This window comes from Chryseobacterium tagetis, assembly GCF_016735585.2.
Taxonomy (GTDB): Bacteria; Bacteroidota; Bacteroidia; order Flavobacteriales; family Weeksellaceae; genus Chryseobacterium; species Chryseobacterium tagetis.
On record NZ_JAERSE020000004.1, the window covers coordinates 228,342 to 241,716 of the forward strand.

The following is a 13,375-nucleotide window of genomic DNA, read 5'->3' on the forward strand; positions in this document are numbered from 1 at the left end:
AAAGATTGTTTCAGGCAAAAAAGACCGTCTTTATCCGGACAGTCTTTATTTTGTGAATGCATATTCTATACTCTTAAGCTGACGGCCAAAGTCCTTCATAAGCAGAATTACCATAGTTGATCTTCTCTGCGCTGATAATGAAACTAACATACATAGAATTTTCATCTACTGCATCAAAGTCTACTTCGTGTTGAATTACATATCCGTTTTCCCAGTTCAAAGTAATCAAAGTTCCTTCTTCGTGAGATTTGTTGAAGGTAATTTCTCCGCTTGTAGGTTTGTATTTTCCGTTCAGTAAGCTTTCCAAAATATCAGATTTTTCTGTTGCTTCTACGGTAAGTTTGATAATTGCGTTAGAAGGATCTGAAGCAACTCTACCCGATACGTCTGTTGATCTGGATACGCTGTAGTTAAGCTTTAATAATTTTTGTCCTTCTCCTCCGTTGAATTTTAAAATTCCTCTTGAATTTAGTGCCATGATTTGTAAATTTTAATTATTAATATTTTGTGATTTGATATTTCAAAGATAGAATCATAATCATCAATAAAAAAATTACAAACAAGCTTTTTCATTTTTTGTAGTAGTTCTACGATTTGATGTAGTAGTTCTACGACAAATTTTTGTTTTTCAGATAAGTTATAAAAAAAGACTGCCTTTTCGAGACAGTCTTTTTTATAGTATTATTTTTTTAATGTTTGGTATATTCCGGGGCTTCTACCGGAAGCATAGTTGGCATAAAATACTCATTAAGCCAATAGAAAGTTTGTCCGTTCTGCTGAATTTTCACTGCTGGATTATTTCTGTAGGTCAACATTCTTTCAGCCAAATCTTTGTAGTATTTAAAGTAAGTTCTTACGGATTCGTTGATGATGATTTTAGATTTTTTCCAAGCTTTCAGGTTGTATTTAGACATCATTTCTTCTTCAGAATTATCAAAACCTGTACTTACTCCTACCGCATAAGACATTGGTTTTTCATATAAATCCGATTTGTCTAAAAACTTAATGGTCGGATTATATTTTTTCAACAGCTTGATATATTCATTGATGGCTTTTGACTGATTGAAGTCTGTTCTTTCCGCATTGGTTTTCTGATACACTTCTGTATAGAAAGATTTTAAATTATCATATTCTGCTTCGGAAATCAAAATTCCTTTTTCCATTCCCTGCTTAAATTCTTTTAATTCAGAAGGAATATATCCTTTAACTAAAAACGGATTTCCATAGTTCACCAATTGTGCTGCAATACCTGCAGAAACAGGATTGGTCAATCCCGGATACAGATATTTGTATTTCACATCTACATCTGTTCTTCCTGCTCCTACTGATGAATGGAAATGATCATTCAGAGATTTATCAATGGTTTCGTTGTCTAAAGTCACCTGAGCAATCAAACTATCTACTGCCTTTTTTAAATATCCGGGTGTTGCAATATCTCCTTTTTTAGGAAAAATGACAAATCCCTGAGACATACTTTGTTTTGGATAGTCTAATGAAAAGAATCCAGCTTCACTTTCTACCAGACTAAAGTTATTTCTGGTCAGTACATCACTTTGATTAATAATGTTTTGTTTTTTAAGCTCTGCAATGTTTTTGGCTGTGTTTGTAACCACATTTTCAGACATCAATACAAAATCATTATAAGTATCTGATGATCTTGCACTGGTCTGGAACATAATCAATCTTGCCTGAGCTTGGGTAAGAGCGTTAATCACCCCATACATATTTCCTCCCTGATTGGATGAAGTTCCGATGGTGATGATAATATTGGTTTCATCGGGACGGTCACTAAGAAGACGACCTGCTGCCATTAATCCTTCGTTTACAGGCTGATAACTGCTTGTGCTCGGACAGTTCATTTCATTGGTCTTCTGATCGATAAATGTCGTTATCTTGCTATAATCATTGCTTAAGTTTGAAGCGGCAACATTATCACCACAGGTGTTATTTTTATACAAAACTGCACCATACTTTACCGAATTGAAGTAAGAAGGTTTTTCAAATCTAAGCTGTAAATCCTGCAATAAAGATTTTACAATAGGCGCGTAAGGAGCATTGGAAGCACTTATATCCAGTGCAAAAACAATATTTATTTTTTTATTTTTCTCAGTAATTTCTCTATAACGATCAAAAATTATACGTTCTCCCAGTACGTTGAAAACATAGTTTTTGCTGTAATCTAAAATATTGGTAAAGTATTTCGTTTTGGAATCTGGGGTTGGAGCAGTATCCAACCCTAAATTAACCGGAAAAATGTTCTCCAGTGGAGTTCTTTTGTTTACATCAGTAAGTAAAATGGCCGTTCTGTTTTCCACATTCGATCCACCAGGAGATCCTTCATGTATTCCTAAAGCCGTTTCCGTAACTCCCGTAGGGTTTTTCATTTTAAGAGCCGATCTTTCTCCCCACGCTGAAATTACATTAGAACTTACCCATCCATACAATCCTTGATTGATGCTATCAATGTCAATGGATGGCTTTTTTCCTACCAAAAATCGTTTATTATTTTCTGCCTGTTTGTAGACATATACCATTTGTCCATTCGGAATTTTCACATTCGCCTGTTCAATCAAACTTGGTGAATTGAAAACCATAATGGAGTCATTTTTATAATATCTTTCGGCACTTCTTATCACATCACTATTGCTTGGAACAACAGCAACTCTTACAGGGTAGCCTGTTTTTTCGCTTTTCAAGGAACTGTTCCATAGTAGCAGCTCAGATTCCGGAATCCATCCGTATGTTTTGATAGATTTTGACGACACTTTTTTCATTAATGCATCCGGAACGTATTCTGCAACTTTTACCATTCCGTCTCTATGTTTTAAAACCATAAGGGGTTCTAAGAACTTCACTTCTTTGTATGATTTTTCATCGCTTTTATCTAAATACGCCGTATTTCTGGACCTATCGGAAATCACGATCCAAGGAGCAGACTTTTTTGGAAATCCATTAACAACAGGAGAATTGTCTACCTGCCCATAATATTCCGGTTCCGGTGTTCTTTTTGAAGGTAGTTTTACCTGACAACTTGTAAGCAATACTGAAATACCTATATAATATGCTGCTAGAGGAAATTTATTTTTCATCCTGATTTTTCTTTTATGATTGGTGTTGTGTTGTTCGTAGAAATGAACAATCATTTATTTGCTTTGGGTGATATCAACTTTGGTTACGCAAGACTGTGCATCATCAAAGTTTACTTTTACAGTCTGTATTACATTATTTTTATCAAACTGAAGACCTGCACAGTACATATAAAAATTGTTGGCTTTACTATCATTTACTTTTACCACCGTGTTTTCGTTGTTACAAAGATATTTTCTCAGTAAATAATTATAATGGGTATTGAAACTGTTTCCATTGGCAATTTGCTGCAAATGATATTTAAAATCATTATCCATTTTAGCATACGTATCTTCTACCGTTACATCTTCCTGCAGCGCATCATACCCCTGAAGTATTTTGATGTGATGTATGATAGGCTCTATGCTTTCATCCGTAAATAAAGTAACGACATAATCTCCCGGTTTTTTGTAAGAATAGGTAGCAAATTTTTCTTTGGAATCTATATTTCCTGTTTCTCCAAATTTCCATGTAAATTGTTTTGCTTCAGAAATCGCACGGAATTGCACATTCTCAAATACCATTGCCTGAGACTGGGCATCAATCGTTGTATGGATTTTTGTAGTGTCCTTTGGCTTGGCAACTTCTCTTGAACGCACCATTACAGGGAATGATTTTGAATATTTACTATCAATAATTAAAGTTACCTGATAATATCCCGGTTTGTTGTAAAAGTGAATACCGCTATTTTTATCAGACGTTGCTCCGTCTCCAAAACTCCATCTTTTGGTTTTGGCAAACTGGGTTTTATCTTCAAATAGAAGTGTATCTCCTACCATAAGTGTAGACGGGTACACCAGTCCTACGATATCATCATTTGAATGGATCACTTTTTTCTGAAGCCATAGAGCAACCAAAGCTGCTATAAGTAAGGTTGCTATAACCCCGATGATGATATTCTTCTTGTTCTTTTCAAAATAATTCATATTCTAATATTGTGGTGTGTTTTTGGGTTTTGTATGTTTGGTCGTTTAGCGAAATTTTTACTGTGTTCTCGCTTTCATTTCGTTATTACGCTGAAACAGTTGGCTCTTCTTTTCTTTAAAGCCTATAGAACAGTCTTCAAACTGTTTTTTAAATTTCTCGATGTCTTCCGTTACGGTAGCAATCGTTTTTTTATCATCAAAATACATTTTGTAAAAAAGGGCTATTTGTGGATAAGCATCTTTTCTTAAATCAAGAATTTTGGTATCGCCACTTTCATAATAATTGGTAATATCATTTACTCCATATATGATACTGTTTTCTACAAAAGGCTGTGGCATTTCATTGGTCAGACGGTTAATCTGATTATATGTACTGTCCATTATTTTGTAGCTGTATTTTTGTTTTTGATCGAATCTTGCTTTTTCCTCAAGATTTTGAAGGGAGACAACATCTTCATCCGAAAAAGGAGACGGGGAATCTTTTAAAAAGATAACTCCTAAAAATATAAGTGCTGCCAACAACATCAGTATAAGATAAAGGAACTGATACTGTTTTTCTGTTTTAGATAATGTAATATGTCCTTGCATAGCTCTGTTTTTTATCTTCGTCTTCTACTGCCTGTGAACTTTCTGGTAGGGTCTATTCTTAATTCATCATTTGCTCTTCCTACCTTACCCAAACATTCTTCTATATCCCTACGAGCCATTTCTTTTTGATGCTCTACGATGATGATCTGATTTTTCAGATCAATCATGCTGCCAATCTGCTTCATGAGAATTGCATAGTGTTTAAAATTATCAGCACTGTCTTTTCCCATAATATTTCTGGCATCTCTTACATTCTCCAAAATAGAGTTTCTGAGAAATATATCATTATCCACCTTGTTAATGTCAAGCTGGTCCATTTTATAATAAATACTATCTACATGCGTTTTTAATACGTCGCTTCGTTCAAGCAGCTCGCGGTATGCTGAAACTTCTTTGCTAATTCCCTCCTCCTGCTGCTCATAGCTTTTAAAAAAGAAAAATACAGACATAAAAGAAATGCCTGCTAAGACCAGAAAAGATAGAATAAATTTCCAAATACCTATCCTGACGTCCGATTGGTTTAATTTTTTCTCCTTGTTCGAAGACATATGTTGTGATTTGTTTGGACGGTGAAATTATTAAAAAAAATAAAAATACACAAAATTTATTCCCATAATCACTCATTGGAGAATATTAATTTTATGTTTCATCAGAATTTTATAAATTAGACCTCTTAAATTTTAAATATCTACACCAAATCGATATTGAAATATTAAAATGAACCAAATCCTAAATAAAAGAGTTCGCTTCTCAATAGCAGACAGTGATTTTTATTTTAAGAAAATAATGATCAAGACGCTTTTGGAAACGCCTTTCAACATGCTTATCAATGACTGTAATAATGGTCATGAGCTTATCAACAGAACATATAGACGGCAGGAAGACGTTTTCATTATAGAGCTATTCATGCCTGTACTGAGCGGAATCGAAGCTATAAAATTTATCCGGAGAAATAATAACGAAACACCTATTATTACCTATTCCGGAACTTATCAGGAAGATATTGCCGAAATTTTATCAAAGATTCCCAATATATATTACTGCCAGAAAAACAGCAATATCATCAAAAATATTGTAAAAGGGAAAATCTCTGACAACAATTTTGATTATGATTCTTATTATGAGGAATGGCAAAAACAGCCTCTTCAGGTACAGGAATATATGAACAGACAAAAGAAAAGTCAGGAAGAACTTTCTCCCACAGAAATTCAGCTGATGAAGTTTTGCTACGAAGGGTTCAGCAACAAGGAAATTGGGGAAAAACTCAGTCTCAGTACACGAACTATCGATACCTACATCAACCGTCTCACGGAAAAACTCGGACTAAAAACGAAGCTTCACCTGATAAGGTTTTGTGTAGAAAATGGATACTACAATTCCAGTACATAAAGATATATTAACATATTGGTAATATAAAATAAATATACAAACCTAATCAACGATCTAAAAATATTTTGCCACTAATTTGCTAGTATTCAATTTTTTTAACTAAATTTGCACACCTAAAATTTAAAATTTAAAAAGGAAATGACAAAGGCAGAATTGGTAAACACCATCTCAAATAAGTTGGGAACAGAAAAGAATGAAACACAGAAAGTTGTAGAAGCTTTTATGCAGGAGATTAGAACTTCTATGTACAATGGGGACAATGTTTATCTAAGAGGTTTTGGTTCTTTCATTATTAAAACAAGAGCTGCTAAAACGGGTAGAAACATTTCTAAGAACACTGCAATTGAAATCCCGGCTCATAACATTCCTGCTTTCAAACCTTCAAAATCTTTTGTTGAGAAAGTGAAAACCAAAGTTGCAGTAAAATAAAATTTAACGGAATATTAACTAGTTACTAAAAAATTAAAATTATGCCAAGCGGAAAGAAAAGAAAAAGACACAAGGTTGCAACTCACAAAAGAAAGAAAAGAAGAAGAGCAAACAGACATAAGAAAAAATAATCTCTTTTTCTCGAGATTCACAATATAATAATATAGTTGGTGTTTTTAATATTTTAATATTCACCGACTATATTTTGTTTTGAACCCTATAAGATTTTTAAGGATCGATGTATGTTTTTATTTTATTTTTATCAAAACATAATAATATTAACAACTAATTCTTATATTTAAAATATTATTTATTTAATAATAAAAACACCCATTCCCTATAAATCTTAACAATTTTACCTTAATAAAATGAAGAAAGAACTAATAGTTTCGCATGAAGATGATCTTACAAAGATTGCACTGCTGGAAGATGGAAGACTATGTGAACTTCATGAGCAAGAGGACAAAAGTGATTTTATAGTTGGAGACTTATTTATAGGAAAAGTAAAAAAACTGGCTCCTAACCTGAATGCAGCATTCGTAAACATAGGCTACGAAAAAGATGCTTTTTTGCATTACCAGGATTTAGGACCGCAATACCTTACCTACAGGAAGTTTTTAAGAGATACCATTTCTAAAAAACAAAGTACTTCAAGCTTAAAAAATTTCGAGATACAACCCGAAATTGACAAAAACGGAACAGTAGACAAAGTAATCGCCAAAGATGATGTTGTTCTGCTTCAGATTACCAAAGAGCCCATCTCAACAAAAGGACCCAGAATTTCTACTCAGATTTCCTTAACGGGGCGTTTTTTGGTGCTTATTCCTTTCGATAATAAAGTTTCTATTTCCAAAAAAGTAAGAAGTGCTGAGGAAAAAGAAAGATTAAGAACCCTTATCGAGAGCATAAAACCCGAAGGCTTCGGTGTTATTATAAGAACAGTAGCCGAAGGAAAAAAAGTAGCAGACCTGCACAACGACATGAATCAGCTGATTCAGAAATGGGAAAGTACTTTTAAAAATATTCAAAAAAATAAAGTTCCGTCAAGAGTTTTAAGCGAAGATGATAAAGCTTCAGCTATATTAAGAGACAATTTCAATCAGGATTTCGTAAGCATCATTTGTGATGATGAACAAATGGTAAGCGAAATGAAAAATTATCTGGAGGTAATTGCTCCGGAAAGAAAAAACATTGTCCAGTTTTACGATTCTCACATTCCTCTTCTCGAATATTACAATGTTGAAAAACAGCTGAAACAGAGTTTCGGAAAACATGTTAATATTCCAAGTTCTAAAGGAGCTTATCTCGTTATAGAACATACCGAAGCATTACACGTAGTCGATGTAAACTCAGGAAATAATATTACAACAGGAGCCGCTGTCAACAAAGAACATGCCCTGAATGTAAACAAAATGGCAGCCACAGAAATCGCAAGACAGCTTCGTCTGCGTGACATGGGCGGAATCATCGTGATCGATTTCATCGACATGACTAATCCTGAGCACAGAAGAGATCTGTATGAACATCTTAAAGAAGAAATGAAACGTGACAAAGCACGTCACAAAATTCTTCCCCCAAGTAAATTTGGTCTGATACAAATAACCCGGCAAAGAAACCGTCCGGAAAAACAGATCGACACCAAGGAAGAAAACCCTAACAAAGACGGAGAAATCATCGCTCCAATTGTTATTGTAGAAAAAATGGGTGAAGCTCTGAAAACCATTATGCAAAAGGAAAAAGGAAAAATATTCCTTCACGTACACCCTTTTGTGGAAGCCTATCTTACAAAAGGCATTATGAGTATTCAGATGAAATGGTTTTTAAAATACAAAAAGAAAGTAGCCATCATCCCAAGAGATTCTTTTAAATATTTAGAATACAGAATTTACAATTCGAAAAAAGAAGAATTGATAGCTTATTCTAATTAATACAAAATTCAAAACCTCTAGTTTTTCTGGAGGTTTTTTTATTAATAATTTTATAAAAAAATAAAAAATGAAACACCATCACTACAAAACCTCCATAGAATGGACAGGAAACAAAGGTTCCGGAACGAGCAATTATCGTGATTATGAAAGAAGCCATACCATTTCTGTAGAGAACAAACCAATAATTGAAGGTTCTTCCGATCCGGCATTTCGTGGAGACAAAACAAAATATAATCCGGAGGAAATGCTGTTATCTTCATTATCTTCATGTCACATGCTTTGGTATCTTCATTTCTGTTCCGAAGCAGGGATCATCGTTACCGGTTACATTGACAATGCAACAGGGATTATGGAAGAAAATTCAAATGGAAGCGGTCGTTTCACTGAAGTTGTTTTACAGCCTGTCGTTACCATTACAGATAAGACGCAAATTGAGAAAGCAAAGGAATTACATAAAAAAGCTAACGAGTTCTGCTTCATTGCCAATTCGGTCAACTTTCCTGTAAAACATACTTGCGAAATTTTAATTAAGAATTAAAAGGATCAGTACTATACACATAATTGAGGTTAATTAATGTTAAGCCTATTCTTTTCTTCAAGATATATTCCTAAATTTGAAGTATGAGCTTTGGAAAAGATTTATTACGAAAAATAAAAGAGGTAACCTTACCGGGAGAACACGCCCATGGAGTTTTCTCTCCACCTTACCGACCTGTCTTTACTTATGACGAAGTTTTATCTAAAAATCCTAAGTTTGCGGCCGTTAATATTGTTTTATATCTAAAAAACAATGAATGGTATTTCCCACTCATTCAAAGAACAATTAATGAACACGACAGACATAGTGGACAGATTTCTTTACCGGGAGGAAAACGGGAGGAAATGGATCAGGATTTTTCTGAAACTGCCGTAAGGGAAACCTCGGAAGAAATAGGGATTGAAAAAAACTATGTAAGAATCATCAGGGAAATGTCTCCTATTTACATTCCGCCAAGTAATTTTTATGTGTATCCATACATTTCATACACCAAAAAAGATCCGAATTTTATCTTGCAGCAAAGTGAAGCCGTAGAAGTTATCGAATTTCCTATCGTTTCTTTTTTAAATCTTCCGGATCAGCCTGAAATTATGACTTTAGACAGTGCAGGAGGACATGAAGTTCCCGTTATCAATTTCAACGGATATATTATCTGGGGAGCTACAGCCATGATCTTAAGTGAATTCAGCCAGTTGCTGAAAAAAATGTAACTTTGCAGTACCGTGTTTAATTGAGAGATGGCGAAGAAAAACATTTTCACCGATGCATTCGGTACACCTTATTTTTTAAAAAGGTTAATTATATTTATTCTAGGATTTGTATCCTATAGAAGATTCAATGGCTTTAATAAATTAAAAATAACAGGTACTGAACACCTTGTAGATCTTCCGGATTCAAATGTTTTGTTTGTATCTAACCATCAGACGTATTTCGCTGATGTGGCAGCAATGTATCATGCTTTTTGTGCAGTAAATAACGGATATTTAAATACCATTAAAAATCCTATCTATTTACTGAATCCTAAAATCGATTTCTATTACGTAGCTGCTGAAGAAACCATGAATAAAGGTATTCTTCCTAAAATTTTTAAAATTGCTGGAGCGGTTACCGTAAAAAGAACCTGGAGAGCGGAAGGAAAAAATGTCAACAGAATGGTTGATATGAGTGAAATCGACAATATCATGAAAGCTCTCGACAACGGATGGGTGGCAACCTTTCCTCAAGGGACTACTTCGGCATTTGCACAGGGAAGAAAAGGGACTGCCAAATTGATAAAAAATCAGCGCCCTATTGTAATCCCTATCAAAATAAACGGATTCAGACGTGCTTTTGACAAAAAAGGACTGAGAGTAAAAGTAACAGGGGTAAAACCTACCATGGAATTTAAAGCTCCTCTGAACATTGACTACGATAAGGAAAATGCACAGGAGATTCTAATAAAAATTATGACTGCTATTGAGCAGACGGAAGATTTTAATGTTCTGCACAGCTATGATCAAGAACTTAAAGCTAAAAAACTGGAACAAAAGAATTCTACTAATTAAAACAAGTAATATGACCAGAATAATAGCCATCATATTTACACTGATAATTATGGTTTCCTGCAACAGTCAGAAAGTATATTCAGACTTTGATATCAGCTATTCTAAAAGCGGAGGATATGCACCTGTATATGAAAACCTGTTGATTAAAGGAAATAATGTACATTATTCATTTGAAGGAGGAGGGAAAAAATATAATCAGAATTTTACCCTTACCGATGAAGATTTAAAAAAACTGGACAATACCCTTTCCCAAAATAATTTCAGAAGAATACAGGAAGATCATAAAAAGATTTATGATGGTATTGCGACTTCTATCAATATAAAGAAAGGTGCTAATGAAGGCAGCAAAACAGATGCAAGTTCTATCATGTCCAATTTCAAAACGAACTGGAAGAATATTACGGCTGCTTTTCAGGAGATCATTAATAATAATGTAAAAAAACAGTAAATACAATTGAAAACCCACTTCATAGCAATTGGAGGAAGTGCGATGCACAATCTTGCCATTGCATTAAAAGATAAAGGATATCAGGTAACAGGTTCGGATGATGCTATTTTTGAACCTTCAAGATCAAGATTGGAAAAAAAAGGAATTTTACCCGCAGAAATGGGTTGGTTTCCTGAAAAGATCACTTCTGATATTGATGCTGTCATTCTTGGAATGCATGCGCATCAGGATAATCCTGAACTGGCAAAAGCAAAAGAACTGGGCTTAAAAATTTATTCATACCCTGAATTTCTTTACGAGCAGTCAAAAAATAAAACCAGAGTCGTTATAGCCGGTTCACATGGCAAAACTACCATTACTTCCATGATTCTTCATGTTTTAAATTTCCATCAGAAAGATGTCGATTTTATGGTGGGCGCTCAGCTGGAAGGTTTCGATTGTATGGTAAAACTGACTCAGGACAATGATTTTATGGTATTGGAAGGTGATGAATACCTTTCCTCTCCTATTGATCTTCGTTCAAAGTTCCTACTTTATCAGCCGAATATTGCTTTAATGAGCGGAATTGCGTGGGATCACATTAATGTTTTCAAAACATTTGACGATTATATTGAACAGTTCAGAAAGTTCGTGGCAAGCATTACTCCGGGAGGGATTCTGGTGTATAACGAAGAAGATGCCGAAGTGGTAAAAGTAGTGGAAGCCGCTGAAAATTACTTCAGAAAAATCCCTTACAAAACTCCGGAATATGAAATCAGCAACGGAAAAGTGTATCTGAAAACTGAAATGGGAGATGTTCCGCTTTCTATTTTCGGAGCACATAATTTACTGAACCTTGAAGGAGCCAGACATATCTGCCAGACTTTAGGGATTATGGATGAAGATTTTTATGAAGCCATTATGAGTTTCAAAGGAGCTTCAAAACGTCTGGAGAAAGTGGAAAGAGAAGATAAGGGAACACTTTATAAAGATTTTGCCCACGCTCCAAGCAAAGTAAAAGCGGCTGTAAAAGCGTTCTGTGAACAATTTAAAAATGAGAAGAAATACGGGTTTCTTGAACTTCATACGTATTCAAGCCTGAATCCTGCATTTTTAGAGCAATATGATCACGCAATGGATGGTTTGGATAATGCAGTCGTATTCTATTCTGAAGATGCTTTGAAGATCAAAAGAATGGAGCCTATTTCTCCTGAATTAATCAAAGAAAAATTCAAAAACGAAAATCTAAAAGTTTTCACCAATGCGGAAGAACTTCACGCCTATTGGGATACGCTCGACAAAACTCAGGGAGTTTACCTGATGATGAGTTCGGGTAATTTCGGAGGACTCGATTTAACGAAATAATAAAAAATCCTTTCATTTTTGATGAAAGGATTTTTTATTATCATGATTCACAACTGTTGATAATATTCCGAAGGATCTCTTCAGTTGAATTCCTGCTGTAGTGTTGAATAGATTGTCCGAGCCACAAATTAACAAATTCAGCATTTTTATTGTTTCTGGCTGCTTTTCGTAAAGCTCCCGTCAGTTTATTCTGGTAAGGATACGGCAAAATATAGTCAGAATTTTCAAGTGTTTCAATAAATTTATTTTTAATGCCTCTTGCATAACGTCCCGAGAAACTTTTCGTTAAAACAATATCTTTCTCAAGAACATTTCCCAGTCTTTCTTTTTCGAAATCCTGTAAAGCACTTTCATGTGAAGCCAATAAAATACTTCCTACCTGAAAACCTTCTGCTCCTAAGTTTTTTGCTGCCATTATTGTTTTTGCATTATAAATTCCCCCTGCATAAATCAAAGGAACATTTACAGAATCATATACCTGCGATAATAAAGAAAAACCTCCGATCTGCGGAATATTCTTATCCGCAAAACTTCCTCTGTGACCTCCCGCTTCAATTCCCTGAACACAAATAATATCAATTCCTGATTTTTCTAATTGTACAGCCTCTTCCACAGAAGTACACGTTCCTATCAAAATAACTCCGTTTTCCTTTAATTTCTGAATGCTCTTATCATCAATATTCCCGAAAGTAAAACTCATGATTTTACAACCTTCTTCAATAACAGCATCAATCTGTTCATGATATGTATTGATCTTTATCTCATTCAGATCAGGAAGATGTACTTCCATTTCATTTTTTCCGGCAAAATCCTCAAGAAATTTCTTAGTTTTTACATATTGATCTTTCAAAGCATCGGTAATTTCAGGAATCTTATGCACAAAAATATTCACGGCAAAAGGTTTGTCAGTCAATTTCTTAGTTTCTCTGATTAACTGAGCAGACATATCCCCTGAAAGATCTGAAACAGCCAAAGAACCCAAACATGATGCTTTATTTGCAGCAGCCACCATTTCAGATGTACTGACTCCAAACATCGGAGCCTGAATGACAGGATATTGTATATTTAGTTTTTTACTGATTTTTTCTGGCCAAAACATAAAATTATTTTTACAT

Annotated in this window: 14 protein-coding genes; 8 read left to right on the top strand and 6 right to left on the bottom strand. The window is 34.4% G+C overall.

Annotated elements, in window-relative coordinates:
* Window positions 1-73: 73 nt before the first annotated feature.
* The 5 genes from tssD to tssO (JI747_RS14945) all read right to left on the bottom strand — a co-directional run bounded on the left by tssD (window position 74) and on the right by tssO (JI747_RS14945) (window position 5,188).
* Complete coding sequence (gene tssD / locus JI747_RS14925) at window positions 74-478, bottom strand: type VI secretion system tube protein TssD (protein WP_225689689.1); 405 nt, start codon at window positions 476-478, stop codon at window positions 74-76.
* Between the two features lie 211 nt (window positions 479-689).
* Window positions 690-3,089 (bottom strand): type VI secretion system protein TssR domain-containing protein, encoded by a 2,400-nt coding sequence (gene tssR / locus JI747_RS14930; RefSeq protein ID WP_225689690.1) that lies wholly within the window; start codon window positions 3,087-3,089, stop codon window positions 690-692.
* Window positions 3,090-3,143: 54 nt separating this feature from the next.
* Window positions 3,144-4,052, bottom strand: a complete 909-nt coding sequence (locus JI747_RS14935) for a PKD domain-containing protein (protein ID WP_225689691.1) — start codon at window positions 4,050-4,052, stop codon at window positions 3,144-3,146.
* A 57-nt stretch (window positions 4,053-4,109) separates the two neighbouring features.
* On the bottom strand, window positions 4,110-4,640 hold the full coding sequence (tssO, locus tag JI747_RS14940) for a type VI secretion system TssO (protein ID WP_225689692.1): 531 nt from the start codon (window positions 4,638-4,640) through the stop codon (window positions 4,110-4,112).
* 11 nt (window positions 4,641-4,651) lie between these two features.
* The gene (gene tssO, locus JI747_RS14945) at window positions 4,652-5,188 is read right to left on the bottom strand and encodes a type VI secretion system TssO (protein WP_225689693.1); all 537 of its coding nucleotides are present in this window, start codon (window positions 5,186-5,188) and stop codon (window positions 4,652-4,654) included.
* Window positions 5,189-5,357: 169 nt separating this feature from the next.
* Between tssO (JI747_RS14945) and JI747_RS14950 the strand changes: the two genes are divergently transcribed.
* The 8 genes from JI747_RS14950 to JI747_RS14985 all read left to right on the top strand — a co-directional run bounded on the left by JI747_RS14950 (window position 5,358) and on the right by JI747_RS14985 (window position 12,260).
* Entirely contained in the window at window positions 5,358-6,029 is a 672-nt protein-coding gene (locus tag JI747_RS14950) for a response regulator transcription factor (protein WP_225689694.1), read from the top strand.
* A gap of 138 nt (window positions 6,030-6,167) precedes the next feature.
* Window positions 6,168-6,458: an HU family DNA-binding protein gene (locus JI747_RS14955; RefSeq protein WP_002984212.1), complete on the top strand. Its 291-nt coding sequence runs from the start codon at window positions 6,168-6,170 to the stop codon at window positions 6,456-6,458.
* A gap of 368 nt (window positions 6,459-6,826) precedes the next feature.
* Window positions 6,827-8,386: an Rne/Rng family ribonuclease gene (locus tag JI747_RS14960; protein ID WP_225689695.1), complete on the top strand. Its 1,560-nt coding sequence runs from the start codon at window positions 6,827-6,829 to the stop codon at window positions 8,384-8,386.
* A 67-nt stretch (window positions 8,387-8,453) separates the two neighbouring features.
* Complete coding sequence (locus JI747_RS14965) at window positions 8,454-8,924, top strand: OsmC family protein (RefSeq protein ID WP_225689696.1); 471 nt, start codon at window positions 8,454-8,456, stop codon at window positions 8,922-8,924.
* A gap of 83 nt (window positions 8,925-9,007) precedes the next feature.
* On the top strand, window positions 9,008-9,634 hold the full coding sequence (locus JI747_RS14970; protein WP_225689697.1) for an NUDIX hydrolase: 627 nt from the start codon (window positions 9,008-9,010) through the stop codon (window positions 9,632-9,634).
* 27 nt (window positions 9,635-9,661) lie between these two features.
* Window positions 9,662-10,468, top strand: coding sequence for a lysophospholipid acyltransferase family protein (locus JI747_RS14975; RefSeq protein WP_225689698.1), 807 nt, complete (start codon window positions 9,662-9,664; stop codon window positions 10,466-10,468).
* 10 nt (window positions 10,469-10,478) lie between these two features.
* Window positions 10,479-10,916: a hypothetical protein gene (locus tag JI747_RS14980; protein WP_225689699.1), complete on the top strand. Its 438-nt coding sequence runs from the start codon at window positions 10,479-10,481 to the stop codon at window positions 10,914-10,916.
* Between the two features lie 6 nt (window positions 10,917-10,922).
* Window positions 10,923-12,260, top strand: a complete 1,338-nt coding sequence (locus JI747_RS14985) for a UDP-N-acetylmuramate--L-alanine ligase (protein ID WP_225689700.1) — start codon at window positions 10,923-10,925, stop codon at window positions 12,258-12,260.
* Between the two features lie 40 nt (window positions 12,261-12,300).
* Here the strand turns inward: JI747_RS14985 and JI747_RS14990 are convergent, their stop codons facing one another.
* On the bottom strand, window positions 12,301-13,359 hold the full coding sequence (locus JI747_RS14990) for an NAD(P)H-dependent flavin oxidoreductase (protein WP_225689701.1): 1,059 nt from the start codon (window positions 13,357-13,359) through the stop codon (window positions 12,301-12,303).
* Window positions 13,360-13,375: the final 16 nt, after the last annotated feature.

What these genes read in the sequence shown, in the direction of transcription:
- tssD (WP_225689689.1), bottom strand. Translation starts at nt 478, where the DNA reads ATGGCACTAAATTCAAGAGGAATTTTAAAATTCAACGGAGGAGAAGGA.
- tssR (WP_225689690.1), bottom strand. Translation starts at nt 3,089, where the DNA reads ATGAAAAATAAATTTCCTCTAGCAGCATATTATATAGGTATTTCAGTA.
- JI747_RS14935 (WP_225689691.1), bottom strand. Translation starts at nt 4,052, where the DNA reads ATGAATTATTTTGAAAAGAACAAGAAGAATATCATCATCGGGGTTATA.
- tssO (WP_225689692.1), bottom strand. Translation starts at nt 4,640, where the DNA reads ATGCAAGGACATATTACATTATCTAAAACAGAAAAACAGTATCAGTTC.
- tssO (WP_225689693.1), bottom strand. Translation starts at nt 5,188, where the DNA reads ATGTCTTCGAACAAGGAGAAAAAATTAAACCAATCGGACGTCAGGATA.
- JI747_RS14950 (WP_225689694.1), top strand. Translation starts at nt 5,358, where the DNA reads ATGAACCAAATCCTAAATAAAAGAGTTCGCTTCTCAATAGCAGACAGT.
- JI747_RS14955 (WP_002984212.1), top strand. Translation starts at nt 6,168, where the DNA reads ATGACAAAGGCAGAATTGGTAAACACCATCTCAAATAAGTTGGGAACA.
- JI747_RS14960 (WP_225689695.1), top strand. Translation starts at nt 6,827, where the DNA reads ATGAAGAAAGAACTAATAGTTTCGCATGAAGATGATCTTACAAAGATT.
- JI747_RS14965 (WP_225689696.1), top strand. Translation starts at nt 8,454, where the DNA reads ATGAAACACCATCACTACAAAACCTCCATAGAATGGACAGGAAACAAA.
- JI747_RS14970 (WP_225689697.1), top strand. Translation starts at nt 9,008, where the DNA reads ATGAGCTTTGGAAAAGATTTATTACGAAAAATAAAAGAGGTAACCTTA.
- JI747_RS14975 (WP_225689698.1), top strand. Translation starts at nt 9,662, where the DNA reads ATGGCGAAGAAAAACATTTTCACCGATGCATTCGGTACACCTTATTTT.
- JI747_RS14980 (WP_225689699.1), top strand. Translation starts at nt 10,479, where the DNA reads ATGACCAGAATAATAGCCATCATATTTACACTGATAATTATGGTTTCC.
- JI747_RS14990 (WP_225689701.1), bottom strand. Translation starts at nt 13,359, where the DNA reads ATGTTTTGGCCAGAAAAAATCAGTAAAAAACTAAATATACAATATCCT.